The organism is Chloroflexota bacterium, from assembly GCA_014360905.1.
In the GTDB taxonomy this organism is placed as follows: domain Bacteria; phylum Chloroflexota; class Anaerolineae; order UBA2200; family UBA2200; genus JACIWX01.
In genome coordinates this window covers 94,005-107,885 of record JACIWW010000007.1, presented here as the reverse complement: position 1 = coordinate 107,885, position 13,881 = coordinate 94,005, and the positions used below count along the sequence as shown (strand labels likewise).

Annotated in this window: 11 protein-coding genes; 1 reads left to right on the top strand and 10 read right to left on the bottom strand. The window is 54.9% G+C overall.

Translation table 11 applies throughout. The features are described 5' to 3' along the window. Positions 1-203: 203 nt before the first annotated feature. Positions 204-2,084 carry a hypothetical protein gene (locus H5T67_04960; protein ID MBC7244664.1) on the top strand — a complete coding sequence of 627 codons (1,881 nt, stop codon included), beginning with the start codon at positions 204-206 and terminating at the stop codon, positions 2,082-2,084. Between the two features lie 4 nt (positions 2,085-2,088). On the opposite strand, the gene H5T67_04955 is transcribed toward H5T67_04960, so the two are convergent. The 10 genes from H5T67_04955 to H5T67_04910 form a co-directional block, all read right to left on the bottom strand. Beyond that, a complete protein-coding gene (locus H5T67_04955) occupies positions 2,089-3,105 on the bottom strand; it encodes a hypothetical protein (GenBank protein MBC7244663.1) in 1,017 nt (338 codons plus the stop codon). Further along, positions 3,074-4,057: a PqqD family peptide modification chaperone gene (locus tag H5T67_04950; GenBank protein MBC7244662.1), complete on the bottom strand. Its 984-nt coding sequence runs from the start codon at positions 4,055-4,057 to the stop codon at positions 3,074-3,076. Before H5T67_04950 ends, H5T67_04955 begins: the two co-directional genes overlap by 32 nt. 20 nt (positions 4,058-4,077) lie before the next feature. Continuing rightward, positions 4,078-4,266 (bottom strand): hypothetical protein, encoded by a 189-nt coding sequence (locus tag H5T67_04945; GenBank protein ID MBC7244661.1) that lies wholly within the window; start codon positions 4,264-4,266, stop codon positions 4,078-4,080. Position 4,267: 1 nt separating this feature from the next. Next, a complete protein-coding gene (locus H5T67_04940; protein ID MBC7244660.1) occupies positions 4,268-6,181 on the bottom strand; it encodes a hypothetical protein in 1,914 nt (637 codons plus the stop codon). Continuing rightward, positions 6,178-6,663, bottom strand: coding sequence for a lasso peptide biosynthesis B2 protein (locus H5T67_04935; protein ID MBC7244659.1), 486 nt, complete (start codon positions 6,661-6,663; stop codon positions 6,178-6,180). Before H5T67_04935 ends, H5T67_04940 begins: the two co-directional genes overlap by 4 nt. Further along, on the bottom strand, positions 6,614-6,895 hold the full coding sequence (locus H5T67_04930; GenBank protein MBC7244658.1) for a PqqD family protein: 282 nt from the start codon (positions 6,893-6,895) through the stop codon (positions 6,614-6,616). The genes H5T67_04935 and H5T67_04930 overlap by 50 nt, the downstream gene beginning before the upstream one ends. Before the next feature lie 327 nt (positions 6,896-7,222). Continuing rightward, positions 7,223-8,824 (bottom strand): hypothetical protein, encoded by a 1,602-nt coding sequence (locus H5T67_04925; GenBank protein ID MBC7244657.1) that lies wholly within the window; start codon positions 8,822-8,824, stop codon positions 7,223-7,225. Positions 8,825-9,193: 369 nt separating this feature from the next. Continuing rightward, positions 9,194-10,996, bottom strand: a complete 1,803-nt coding sequence (locus H5T67_04920; protein MBC7244656.1) for a S8 family serine peptidase — start codon at positions 10,994-10,996, stop codon at positions 9,194-9,196. A gap of 254 nt (positions 10,997-11,250) precedes the next feature. Further along, positions 11,251-11,949: a response regulator transcription factor gene (locus H5T67_04915; GenBank protein MBC7244655.1), complete on the bottom strand. Its 699-nt coding sequence runs from the start codon at positions 11,947-11,949 to the stop codon at positions 11,251-11,253. 57 nt (positions 11,950-12,006) lie between these two features. Then, entirely contained in the window at positions 12,007-13,872 is a 1,866-nt protein-coding gene (locus tag H5T67_04910; protein MBC7244654.1) for a GAF domain-containing protein, read from the bottom strand. Between the last annotated feature and the right edge of the window lie 9 nt (positions 13,873-13,881).

Sequence of the window (13,881 nt, the reverse complement as noted above, 5' to 3'; positions counted from 1 at the left end):
CCATTTGGGGTATACTGGGGATGAGCATATCGCCTTGCTACCACCTATCCTGCTCGACCCAATTAGTACCGACCTGCTGCTCGCTTGTGACAAAGAGGCTGGTAACGATCTATTGGCCACTTACATTTGACCTCTGAGGATTGTTGGCTATTGCCCCAGATAATGGTATACTACTTGAGGCTACTCAAAAGGAAAGGAGTCGAATGACCCGAAGCCGCCATCGGCTGTTTGCCCATCTCCTCATGATTTTAGTCCTCGCTGGCATCTCTCTATGCGTGGGCCGTGGTCTTGCGCAACCCCCTGAACCATGGAAGCGCTTCGACTGGATTGAGGGTCTTGATGACCTTTACCCGCGCGAGCACGGGCCATATTTGTCGCGCCCCGTGATGACGCTCCAATCAGCAGACATCCCTCGTCCCGGCCCTTCCTTTATCATGGATTTCATCCACTATCCGACGTCGGCGGAAATCGTGACCTTTCTCTATCAACTCGAAAGCGCCTATCCAGGGCTGGTCGAGGTAATGACCGTTGGGTATTCCTGGCAAGGACGCCCCATTGTTGCGGTGCGCATTGGCAACGAAGCCGCTGGCGACCCCGCTAGCCGCCCTGCACTGTACGTAGACGGGCAGCACCATGCTCGCGAAGCCGTTAGCTCCCAGGCAGTGCTGTACTTCCTGTGGTACCTGCTCTCTCGCTACGGCGATGATGCGCTCGTCACCCGCTTGCTGGATACGCGGACGGTCTACGCCATCCCATGCGTGAACCCGGACGGCAACGACATCTTCCTCAATTCCGACCAAAGGCAGCGCAAAACTGCTAATCCAACCACCAGCGATGATGACAGAGATGGACTGTTTGACGAGGATGGGCGTGAGGATGCCGGCTTTGGCACATATGAGGTCTATCATTACACATTTGACGCGTCATGGGTAGCAGATCACCCCGACGACCCATTTGTCGAAGGCTGGCAAAACCATCTGATAAGCCGCTCTTTTGCAGGACTGTTCAACGGCGAGGGGAGAGAGACTCCTCAAGTGGACAACGATGGGGATGGGCGGAATGGCGAGGATCCTCCAGGTGGTGTCGATGCCAACCGCAACTACGATAGCCATTGGGAACTGGGGGACAATACCCCCTGGTCAGACATTTATCGTGGCCCCACGGCGTTCTCCGAACCTGAAACTCGCGCGGTACGGGATTTCGTGCTGGGCCGACCCAACCTCGTCACCGCTCTCAGTTTTCACTCTGGCAGCGATGTGCTACTACACCCCTGGGCCTGGTCTGCCGAAGCCACATTGCCGGACAGATTCTGGTATGAGACGCTATCGCGCAAGGGAAGCCAGCTTACCGAAAGGAATGGCTTCCGAGGCGCACTCCACGGCTGGACGGCGCGCGGATTGTACCAGGCCAGCGGTAGCACTTTAGATTGGCTCTACGAGCAAGGACTCCTGGCCTGGACGCCCGAGACCTACGCAGCAAGCATTTTGTCGTTTGCTAAGCGCATTACCACGACCAATACCTACACCGTTGGACTGAGTGTAGGAGAATCATTCAACCCAGCACCGGAAACGATCCTTTTGATGGCAGATCGCTGGCTGGATTGGAGCCTGTATCTCCTAGCCGCGACGCCCAACGCGGGGCTAAGCAGTGTCAGCATAGATGCTAACTCTCTGTTATTGTCCGTTGCCAATGATGGATTGCTTCCCCTGGATGTAGAACTGATCGTACAGACCAAGCAAGGCATCTATGCGACAATAATACCTGGCCTCAGCGCTGCAGAGCGTGCCTATGCAGTACCCTTCGAGCCTGGCGTGTTCCCACACACGATAACCATCACCTTGACTGCCACCAGCCCAATCGGCACAGCGCCAGGCCGGCAGCAAGTCGAGGTGGTAAAACTGGAGGTCCAGGAACGCGCTGTACGCCTTGTGCAAGGAAGACTGGAGCCTTTCGAGGATTTGGGGAAAGCCTTTGGAGGCTGGTTCGCCGGTCGAGAGTGGGATTCTCCTGATTACCACCTAGGGCCACCGCTGTTACGCGATTTGTTTCTGCCTATGGTGAGTTTGAAGAGATACCCTCCGTAGGCAGCTAGGGCAGTTTCGCCACATCCGCGAGGATCGCCTCGCGCACAAGCGGTAAATACTCGAACCCGCTAGGATAAACGAGCCGACGCATGGGCACCTGCTGCACCATCTGTGCGAACAAATCTAGGCGTTGTGCTTGCAACCCCAATTGCTCCATGATGAAGGCAACAAAAGAGTGACGTACCAGCTCCATCAGTGCATCTCGCCGCGCGACCGGCACGATTTCAATCCGTGTCCCATGCTCCTGCACATCGTGCCGCTCCGGCAGGTAGATACAAGCCAGAGGCTGGGACGCATTGCAGAACGAGCCAAAGCCATCCGGCCCAACCGGTACGCGCCGCTTGGTATACGCCGGATGCACCAACTCCAGGTCCTCGTAATGCCCTAGAAAATGCTGCGCTTCATCCGGCCACAGCCGCATCTGGGGATAGCCCGGACGGCCCATAAAGGCATCGCCACAATGCTCCACGGGCAGGATGTCATCCGTGAGCAAAGAATAACCTGCTTGCACCATTGCTGCGGCAAGTGTGCTCTTCCCTGCACTGTTGGTTGATAGGAAAGCCACCGCATGCCCGTTTACAGCAACTGCTGCAGCATGCAGCATGGGGATGCCCTGCAGTTCCAACCACAAGGAGAGCACCGGCCCCAGGAGGTGTATCTCGACCAAATAACGGTAATCCGGATTGAACAAGTGGCATACAATGCGCCCAGGCCAGAGGTAGTAATCAGCAATGTGAGTGAAGCGGACCACATCGCACTCAGCCAGGCGATAGAGGAAGATGACGCTTTCACCGTTGTCGGTGCGGTACGAACTGCTGTGAGAGGCTAATGCCTGCTCCAAACTACGAGGAAGTGGTGCAGTCAACTGGCAGGTAAAGGTCAAATCCACCGGGCCGGTGGCCGGCGCAAGGCGGTTGGCGAAGGGGAAATCCGTGGCCAGTGTCACGCCGAAGAGGCGATAGATTGTCCAGGTTGCTGACAACGCGCAGTTAGGAGGCTTGTTCGGTATCGCCTGGCTCATCTATCCGCTCTAGCAACTCTTTGGCCAGCAATTCGCTGGCAAAGGTCTGCAGATCGCTCCACAGACGCTGCTCATCCACCTCGTAAAGAGACGCCAGGTGTTGAGCGGCCACCTCCAAATCGCCATACCCGACCAGGGCGCGCCACATATCTGCGGCAACGCCCTCCAGACCGTAGACTTGCTCCGTGCGCAAGTTGCAGAGGACAACCTTCTCGTCATCAAAATGAAAAGCGACCTCGTCTGGGCTGCGCAGGGTTGGCTGGGCTTGAGCCCTCGGCGGTACTCCCAGCCGCGCCCAGTTCTTCAGGCAGCGATCGGGCGCCGTCAACCACCAGCCCTCCTCCACTTGCTCGCTCACTGGATTCCAGACCGGGCGGTCTGGCTCGCTCCAGGGGAAGATGACCATTTCCGGCAAGCCCATCCAGTAGACAGGTCGCTTCGCTCGTTGGCGCCAGCGCTCTTTCCACGCCAGGTACTCGCTCTCTGGACTGTATCGCTCTGGAGCCAAATCGCGCAAGTCCTGTGCAGCCAAGCAAGCCACCACGCGTGGCTCTTCGCGCAGGATCGCCGCGCGCAGGTCGGGGTGGGAATAGAGGTGGGCAAAAATGACCCTCTCGTTGCTAACCGAGTGTAAAAACTGTGCAAAGCGTGCACCGGAATAAGCCGAGTCGTCAACCACCACCAAGGGGACATCCACGGGCAGGGATAGCAGGTTTTCTGGCTTCAGGTCGAGCACGTACGACAACATGCCCAGCACGATCAGGCCGCCGCGGGGAATGGCAGCATAGCAAAAGAGCGCCACCTCCGCTGCACCAAAAGCCTGCACAATCTGGGCGGCCAGTTGCTTCGTGGCCGCCTCAGCTTGTTGGTAGGTAACTCGATGCACCTCCTCATCGCTTAAAGCAACTAAATCTGAGAAGCCTTCGGCACGGAAAAGCCCTGCTTCAGACACAGTAATGCCTTTACAGGTGCTTACTCTTTAGGTTCGAAGAAACCTGGATAATATGATCCACCGTTAGCATCCTTGTATCCAAATTTGTAGGTGCCCTGTGTCAAGTCAGCCAGCCGCCCGTATTCATGCAACTTTGGAGAAGCATACGCTCGCTTGACTATTATGTTCCCTTCCAAAGGCTTCCTACCCTGTTTCATCTTATTTTCCATATTAGCCTCCTATTGGTTGATGCCCATTTGGTTGCATCTTGTCCCGAAGCCAGGACTCTAGATACAACAACCTCAAAATGTCTCCTTGCAGCTCCATTCTCTCTTGCCACCTGCTCTCGATAATAGCACGGAGGGGCGCTGCATGGATAAATCCCAAAACCTCGGCCCATGGATCGCAGATCAATTCCTCAATGCGTTGCCGCTCTCTAGACAAGCCCCGCTGAACCAATCCCTCAAAATGGCTTTTATGCCGACGCTGCCGCACCACTTCAGGCATGGTCGTGGCAAGACTCTCGCGCACAATGACTCGGTCTATGCCACGCCAAGCTATGAGGTGTTGCGGAACACGTAGCAGTAAATCGACCAACCGTTGGTCGAAAAACGGGTAGCGTTGCTCCGCCCCAGCGTAAGCCACCGTCAGATCCATGGCATTCTGTCGTGCGCTTTCCCGGGGATAGCGTAAATTCTCGTGAATCACCTGTGCAGATGCCCCCAAGCCTGGCGGGCGAAAGAATGCGCTCTCGAGCGAGCCCCCATCCCGACCATAATGAAAGTGTGGACTCTTGAGCCACGGCCGTGCTCTGACAAAATTGATGTACAAATCTTCCATCACAGACCGAAGCCTTTGCGAAAGCATCGGCTTGACATAGGCACGAAGCAACAGCGAGAACCAGGAGCGACGAGTTGCCATCTGGAAATACTTTGCTTCCTCCAACCAATCACGCAAGGCAACTCCCTGCAATCCTTGTGGCTCAGCGTATAGGTTCTGCGCCAGAACCTGGTCTCCCCCATCACCAAACAGCACCACGCGGCAGCCATCCGCTACAGCAGCCCGCAGGGGCGCAAGAGTTTGGCTACGCAGAGGGTATATCTCTGGCTCATCCAGTGGGAATCCCCCATCGCTACCGAACTCACGCAGCGCCCAGAACTCATCACCGACAATCCTCGTAGTGACAAAACGCTCGCAGTGAGCGGCAACGGCATCGAGGAATTCGCTTTCATCAGCCCCGGGCGTGTCTTGATACACCAAGGAATACAGACGAATCTCCGGCAAATCGGGCTGCTGCTGTGCCAGCTCATGGGCCATGCATGCCACCGAGGAAGAATCCAGGCCACCACTTACAGCGATCCCGACCGGTGTCGCGCTGCGCAAACGACAACGAACCGCCTCCTGGAATAAAGTCCGGAATGCCTGCAGCCAGTCCTCATCGGAGGCATAATGGGGCATTGGCTGCGATCCCAATACATAGTACAGCCGAGGGCTAGAAACCTCCCTGCCCACTAGCAAATGATGCGCTGGGGGCAGCCGCAGTATATCGGCATAGATGGTCTGGCAAATCCAGCGGCGATAGGAACCGCGTAAGAATTCGTGGATCAAGGGTTCGTTCAAGGCCGGCTGACGGGGCAGCGCAGCCAGCACCGTGCCGATGGTGTTGCCAAAGTACAAAACTCCATCCATCGTTGCATAGTACAATTGGCGAATGCCAATGACATCCCGTGCCAGAAACAGTCGCCTGGCCGGCGCATCCCAAATGGCGAAGGCGAAATCGCCAATGAGATGCTGGGCGCAGTCTTCACCCCAGCATTTGTAGGCAGCCAGGATAATCTCAGCATCGGTGGGTATTTCCTTGTTAAGGTAACCCCCAGTTCGCAGCAGCGAGATCAATTCGTCGCGGTTGTCCACCCGCGCATCCGCCGTAATCCATAGATGGCTGTCCGTCGAACTGATGGGCTGCTCTTCCCCCATCTCCTCCGGGGTGGTCCAGAAATGGCGATGGACGAGGCCGATCGGTCCGTCGTGCCACACTTTGCTCCCATCTTGGCCCCGGTACTGCAGCGCCGCCGCCATCTTGTGCAGCAGGTCTGGATCAACTGGCGCCCCGTCCAGGCGCAAGATACCTGCCATGCCGCTCATGGTTCGACCCCCGGTGCTGCGAGTGGTTCAAATCGTGCCGCAATGCCCTGCGGCTCGCCAAGCGGTTGGCCATGATATTCCAGCCAAGCGTGGGCACAGAGCTGCCCTGCCTCCTTGCGTACTCCAATGCGTAGTTCTGTGGGGATGCCCTGTCTGCCCAGCAGGCGTTGCAAAACCAGCGCCTGCGACAGACAACGCATGGGGTACAGGTGGCATTGGCTGGCGAGGCTGACCAATCGCTGCATGTGCTGCGTCGCTGCCAGCTCTGCAGCAGCATCTCGTTTCCTTGTCTGCCTCCGCGCCAGCGACATACACTTATGCACCAAACGAAATGGCAACACGCGCAGAGCCAGGTCAACCATCCCCAGCAGCAACCAGGCCTGCCCTAGTGTCCACCAGTCGTGGCGCGAGAAAGTGCGTGCCGTGTCCAACCTACGCTTCATCAATTTGTACAAGCCCATGGGAAACCAGTTCGTCAACAAAATGAAGCAGATCCTCCTGGAGGCGTTCCTCGCTCACGTCGTATTCACCGAGCAGAGCGGCGTATGCCTGCTTCACCTGACCATACTCGAGGAGCAGCGACCATATGCGCGTGCCCACCTCGTCCAGACCATAGTACTTCCCGCTTTGCAGATTCAGGACAACTGCTTCGCCGCCAAGGTCTCGAAACAGCACATCTTGTTTCACTGCCACTCTGGACTCAAGCGTTGCCATTCGCACTCCAATTCAGTTTCACTATACTCGATGAATCGGTCTTCTCCAAACACGCTAGAAAGTTCATTTGGGGCAAGTATGGACAGGCCATGTAGGGTGGCCATCAACGAATTCCAAAACGAATGTTGGCGGGATTCGTTTCCCACTTCGTTGACGGCCGGTCGACCAGAACTTGCAACCTAACACATCTCATCCCACACCCACTCGAATGCATTTTGTATAGCAAAAAGCCTGCAAAGCATCATGCCGCTCTGCAGGCTCTGTTGAGTAGGATGAATGCTCTGGTCACTCCGAGAGCAGACGCAAGTGAATGGCCTCCGCTGGTGTTCAGCCTATATGCGGTGCGCAGAGCAGGCCATTGTTGTACTCTTCCAGCTTCAGAAACAGTGGTGTACCGCTCTTCCACGCAGCGGAGTTAGCCTTGACGCCGCTGCCCAGTGGATATTGCACCATCCAGTTATCAGCCGCAGCAACGGTATTGGCAATGCAACTGGACTCGTTGCCAAGAATGATGTTCAATTTGGCGCAAACCAGGGCGTTGAACATGTCGTAGGTCTTGTCATTGGCTTTGGTGGTTTTCATGATAACAATAGCCTGGTCTTTGGTGTAGGTCACCCCCCCAATCGTGATGGAGTCAACCGGCCAGGCCTGCGGATGGGTCTTCCAATAGCCCGATGACCCAGTCCCTGGCTGCGTAGCTATGTCGTAATCCGTCACGATGAAGAGAATGTTCAGAGCATCGAGTCCTATCCAGCGCCATGTATATACCCCGATCGGCAGCGAAGGCACCACAGCGTCAGCATCAGAACCGTTGCCCGTTGTGATACGGTACAATTCCCACTCCTGGTTCCCTGAAGGATTCGCATTTGTCAGAGTCCAGGCTGATCCTGGGGCGGAGATAGTATAGTACACAGGGGGCGTTACGATGACATTGTTGCCGGGCGGGAGAAAAGTGTCATCCGGTGGCACGCCTGGATTGGCACCCTCAGCCAGGGTGCAAGGCGACGTTGGGAAAGGTGGAAAGTTGCAGCCTGGATTCTCGGCAGCATTGAGCCAAGCTGAATAGAGCGGGCTGGGGTAATCTGGCCAGGTATAGAGATCCCCTCGACACGCTTCGGAGGGTGAGTTGAGGTCGTCTGCATCATTGGCTTGATCAGCGTCCCCATCATACAGATTGATCTCCGTTATCCCCGGAAGATTGAAATTGAAATAGAAACTGAAGGTGCCATCATAACCAGTAGTGCGTGGCAGGGTAGTAGGATCTTGTGCGTAGTTCTGATTATATTTCCACGTAAAGCCCTCAAAACCAATCGTGGTCCCTGCCCGCAGGAACGGCCGACCCTGAACCGCGATCTTGAAGTTGTTCTGCTCATTGGCATAGTCATTGGTAATAACCCACTTGCAGACCAGGTGATAGTAATAGGCGCCACGTGTAGCATTGTAGGCACCAGGGTCTTGAAGCACTGTAGCAGTAAACCAATCATCATCCGGCATGATTTCCCCTGACCATGAAGCCAATCGGTCCGTGGAATTCGAGTTGCCCGTCATATTGGGATCGCGGTACAGCTCGAATTGTACATCATCGAAAGGCTCAGCCTGACCGCCTCCTTCAGGAGGCTTAGGCGATCCCCACCTGTCCCACAAGCCGCCCATGTCGCCATCGAAGATGGCGAGCACAAACTGAGTCCGCGTAGCTGGGATCTCGAGAGAAATGTTCAAGACCTGCCCAGTCCCAGGTACGCCGCCCAAGCTGTTCATGCCGCGCGTGACGTTGATAAACCGCCCGCTGTTGGGATCCGCATCTGGCAACCCAACCATAGTGGTTGTATCCAACTGTGCCTCGGCTGCTTGTGGCGTCGGCAAGACTACCCCGACAATGACTATCGCGAGCAACGTGGCCCAAACAACGATCATCTTTGTGATTTTCATAATCCCCCTCCTCGACTTGGCTGTCCTGCAGAGTGTTGCTGCGACTCGCCGCAAAACAGCTTCAGATACTCATACACCATCCATGATAGCACATAGAGGTAACTAGAGAGTATCTATCCGGTGGAAACGGGGTATATTTATGCAGTTCATAGGAGGAAATGGGCGTATAGGGGGAGACAACTCATCCCTGGTGCGGGCTGTGGGCCAGGATATGTTGACCGCTCGAATCTTAAACAAAGCAGAGCATTCGGCCACCCAATACCGGATGCTCTGCATGAAAGGAGAAAACTGCCCAGGCTTTCAGTTCTCGGGTATCTGCGCCCTTGGTCGCAAGCCCTAGTTCCCCGAGAACTTGCTTCTTTAACTCGGCTACTGAGACACCTCTATGGCTGAGACCACCGGGTTCTTTTTCCCGCCATTTTTGGTAAATATGATGTTGAGCTCACCATCGCTAACTGTAACCAGGTACACCTTGTCCAGAGCTGTGTACATGCCCACCAGCTTACAGATGCTGAAGCCGCTCTCAACTGTCACTCCCTCGATGGTGATGCGCATTATGCGATCGCTTGGCTTGCTAGTCTCGAACTCGGCAAAGCGCAGAACAACCTGGTAAGTACCATTTGGCACCGCAAAACGATACTCGCCTGGGTTATCGCGCCAATGTTGGTACAGTGGATCGTCTTCGGTGCCATTCACAGCTTTCGTGGATGATCGGGCGGTTCCTCCCAGGTAGCCCCAGGAACCATTCCATATCTGGTCAGTAGCCCATACTTGCCCTTGGGTGTCCGTATAACTCGTCCCACCGCAATTGACCCGCTGTAGATATGGCATCGGTGTGGGAAGAGGCGTTGCAGTTGGAGATGATGTGGGTGTTGGCGTGGCAGTTGGTTCAGGAGTCGGATCTGGAGTTGGTGTATTAGTCGGCTCAGGAGTCGGCGTAGGCGTAGGATCCCCTCCCTCGCCGCCAACTGCGCGGTAAGCATTCACTCGCCCGTAGCCATAGTAGGGATCCCAACCGACTGCGCCAAGGTCATCAGCCGTGCTTTCGATGATGCTCCACAGTTGGGCATTGCTGCGGCTTGGATCTTGCGCCAACAGCAGGGCAGCCATGCCACTCACATGAGGCGTGGCCATCGAGGTACCCGTGCGATAGGCATAGCCAGTGCCGCTAGTTTTGTTCCAATTTGTACTGTAGATATTTACGCCTGGTGCTGATACCGAGATATAGTTGCCATAATTGGAACTGCTCCAACGGTTATCATCGGCATCTGTAGCCGCTACCGCCATGACGTGTTCGAAAGAAGCTGGGTAAAACGGGCTGCTCGAGGCATAATTGCCTGCTGCGGCGACCAGGAGCACCCCACGGCTCCAGGTATATTCCACTGCATCCAGCAGGGTTTGAGAAAAGGCAGTTCCACCCAGGCTCAGGTTGATGATCGAGGCACCGTGATCCGCAGCGTAGATGATGCCTTGGGCGATGCCGCTATAGGTTCCACCATTCGAGTCATCGAGCACTTTCACGATCAACAACCGTGTTTGATAGCCAATGCCAGCAATGCCTTCACCGTTGTTTGTCACCGCGCCAACGATTCCTGCAACGTGGGTGCCATGCCCATGGTCATCGGTTGGGTCTGCGTCATTGTTGATGAAATCCCAGCCAGCGATCAACTTGCCCTGCAAGTCAGGATGTTGAAAGTCGGCGCCGGAATCAACCACTGCCACGATCACTGTGGGAGATCCGGTGGTAATGTCCCAGGCACGGTCTGCTTGGATCTTCTGAGGCCCATACTGCATGGAACTATAGTATGGATCATTTGGCGTGAGGGTGCCATACGCCAGATAATCAGGTTCCGCATAGGCTACTCGGGAGTTGGCCCGGTATCTGGCCAGTGCGGTCGCCATCTGCTCTGCTGGCACCTGCACTACCTGCACACCTAGCCGAGGGATCTCAGCTACCAGTGCTCCACCCTGTTCAGCGAGGATTTGGCGCCGTTGCTCGTCCTTGATGCCGCTTTTGAACTTTACCAAGATGCGCCCCGGCACATGCGGCGCACCCAGATCCACTGACTTTATTCCTTTGAGCACAGGCGAAGCTCGGCTGTCAGCCGCTGGAAAGAGCAAAGCAACGAGAATCCAAACAACCCAAAATGCCCTTGAAAATCTTTTATTCATTGTTTTCTCCTTGACGGAGGGATGCAAGCAGCTTCGCGACTGATCGCTGGCTACATTGTACACACTTTTCTCAAGCAATTGTGAATGATTCGTGAAGAAAAAGTAAATGTTTCATTAAATTTATGCTGCTTTTCGCTTCGCTGCTAAAGCGACTATTGGCCTAAGCCTAGCACACACCAGCGCGCTATGAAAGAAGCGAATTGCAATTGTAAAAGCCTGGTGGGTGCCTTGTGAGGAGAAAAAGAGCAGGCGTTTTAAGCCAGGGGATTGACAAAACGGTATCCAATCCCGCGCTCGGAGAGGATGTAGCGCGGATTCTCCGGATCGGCTTCGAGCTTGCGCCGTAGCCGATAGATGAATAATTTCACATAATCTATGTCATTGGCGTATTCCGAGCCCCAGATTTTTTCCAGTATCTGGCGGTGGGTTAATACCCGTCCCTCGTTCTCCGCCAAGAACAATAGCAAGCGCAATTCGGTAGGCGTCAAATCAAGGGGCTTGCCATTGCGCGTGACAAGCAAGCGATCCGCATCTACGACCAGTTCCTCGTTGGCAAAAAGGATGCCTCCCTTCATAGGTTTTGCAGCCTGGGCGCGTCGCAGCACCGCTTCCAACCGTGCCTCCAATTCCTTCAGACTGAAAGGCTTGACTACATAATCATCTGCACCCAGCCTCAGTCCCCTGACGCGTTCATCTTCTTGAACGCGAGCGGTCAGGATCACAATGGGCACATCGGATAGCTCGCGGATACGGCGGCAGACTTCCCAACCATCCATTTTGGGCATTGCGATGTCCAGAAGGACAATATCGGGACGCTCATTATACAGTGCCTGCAAACCCTCCAGGCCATTTGCCGCAGTGAAAACTTCATAGTTTGTTGAGAAATACAACTGCAATGCCCTCACCAGGTCGGCATCATCCTCGATAATTAGTAATTTTTTCTTATCGCCCATATTAAGACCTCCGCCAGGTCTTGGCTTACTGCGGCTCTTAGTGGCATTCATCTTATATCACTGATGACGGCTGAACTTGCCATCAGTTTCGGTTGCATCTAGCGATTCGTTACTAGCTGCCTCGCCCGTGAGCGGTATCGTTACAGTAAAACGGCTCCCTTTGCCCAGGGTGCTTTCCACCTCAATGCGTCCCCCGTGCGCTACCACGCCTTCTTTCGCCAGGGCCAGGCCTAACCCAGTTCCCTGCACATCGGCAGCGGCTGCTGATGGCACCCGGAAGAACTTGGTAAATAGGTAAGGAATAGCCTCTTGAGCAATGCCAACGCCTTCATCTTGAACGTAAAACTTGATATCCTCGCCTTCCTTCCAGGCACGGATGTATACACGACCACCATCGTAACTGAACTTGATTGCATTGCTCACCAGATTCCTGACCACTATCCTGATCAGATTGTCATCGGCTACCAACCTAGGCAAATCCGGCTGCAAATCCAGCTCAATAGCGATGCCCCGTTGTTTGGCCTGAACCTGCAGGGAAATAACAACGTCAGTGATCACTTCTCCGAGATAAATAGGGACCTTGGTTAGTTCAAAATGCCCTGATTCCAAACGTGACAAGTTCAGGAGATCGTTAATCAACGCCGTCAGCCGTTCTGTTTCGCGATCGATCACGGACAACCATTCGCGGCGCAGTGCCTCGTTCGCACCTTCTGCATTGCTTAACAATAGCTCAGTATATGCTTTTATCGAACTCAACGGAGCGCGCAGTTCATGCGACACATTGGCTACAATGCTCGACTTAAGACGGTCCACTTCCTTTAACTTGGTGATGTCGGCAAAGCTCAGTAGATACTGTGTCGCCGATCGACCAACTCCCGACAACGGAGTCACGCCAAGCAACACATCCCTCATACCTTGCAGCCCCGATAGCGTAGTTTCTACTGGTGGGACCTTTTCCCCGCTTTCCATCGCACGGGCCAAAGGACTGTCAGGAGCAGCGATGTCTTCGCCAAATACTTCTACCAGTTGCTTGCCTATCACCTGGTTGGCAGGATAGCCGGTGATCGCCTCCGCGCCTGGGTTCAGGGACAGAATGCGCAGATCGTGATCCACTGCGATAATGCCACTGAACATTTCCTGCAGAATAACCTCGGTCTTGGCTTTTTCCTCCCTGATCTGTTGATGCAACCGCGCATTTTCCAACGCAACTGCCACTTGGCTGCCAATGGTCATCGCCAGATTGATTTGGTCATGTGTAAAGTGCCTAATTGGCTCGACGTGGTCCAGCGCCATAATACCAATGACGCAATCCCTCGCAATCAAGGGCACGATCAACAGGCTGCAGATATTGAATGGCTTGGTCCACGCTTCTGGCAGGGAAGAAATCGTAGCCGCACTCAGAACAAGTGGCTGGCGATCTTCAATGACCCTCTTCAGCACAGGCACCTCTTCAACCCTCTGAGCATAGGTTCGATAACGGAAACGCTCCCAGAGCTCCTTGTCTGTTGCTCCCGAGGCGTACTGGGACATAAGCGGCAGAATGCGTTGGCGCTGCTCGTCGAATAGCAGGATACTGCAGCGGTGCGCTTGGCATGCTTCAGCGGTGCGTTGTGCGATCAACTTGAGCATTTGCGTAAGATCCAGCGTTGAACTCACCGCTGTGGCAATGTCAAGTAGGACAAGTGACTCCTGGAAGCGACGCAGCTCCGTAGGATACCATCTGGCAATCGCACGGAAACCGAACTCCACCAGTACCGTAGCAATGGCCATCATCACCAGCGCGCTGAGAATGCTCTCCTGAATGGTCATCTTCTTCAGGAAGCAGTACACCAGTTCCCTGCCAACGATCATTACCCAGGCAAACCCTAATACCGCTTGTTGCAATGTTCGAAGTTTCCTTCTCTCTTCCTCGAGCGTCGCCACTCCTTGCCC

Bases quoted from the DNA above. Each gene is read 5' to 3' on its own strand.
- H5T67_04960 (MBC7244664.1), top strand. From the start codon at position 204: ATGACCCGAAGCCGCCATCGGCTGTTTGCCCATCTCCTCATGATTTTA.
- H5T67_04955 (MBC7244663.1), bottom strand. From the start codon at position 3,105: ATGAGCCAGGCGATACCGAACAAGCCTCCTAACTGCGCGTTGTCAGCA.
- H5T67_04945 (MBC7244661.1), bottom strand. From the start codon at position 4,266: ATGGAAAATAAGATGAAACAGGGTAGGAAGCCTTTGGAAGGGAACATA.
- H5T67_04915 (MBC7244655.1), bottom strand. From the start codon at position 11,949: ATGGGCGATAAGAAAAAATTACTAATTATCGAGGATGATGCCGACCTG.
- H5T67_04930 (MBC7244658.1), bottom strand. From the start codon at position 6,895: ATGGCAACGCTTGAGTCCAGAGTGGCAGTGAAACAAGATGTGCTGTTT.
- H5T67_04920 (MBC7244656.1), bottom strand. From the start codon at position 10,996: ATGAATAAAAGATTTTCAAGGGCATTTTGGGTTGTTTGGATTCTCGTT.
- H5T67_04940 (MBC7244660.1), bottom strand. From the start codon at position 6,181: ATGAGCGGCATGGCAGGTATCTTGCGCCTGGACGGGGCGCCAGTTGAT.
- H5T67_04925 (MBC7244657.1), bottom strand. From the start codon at position 8,824: ATGAAAATCACAAAGATGATCGTTGTTTGGGCCACGTTGCTCGCGATA.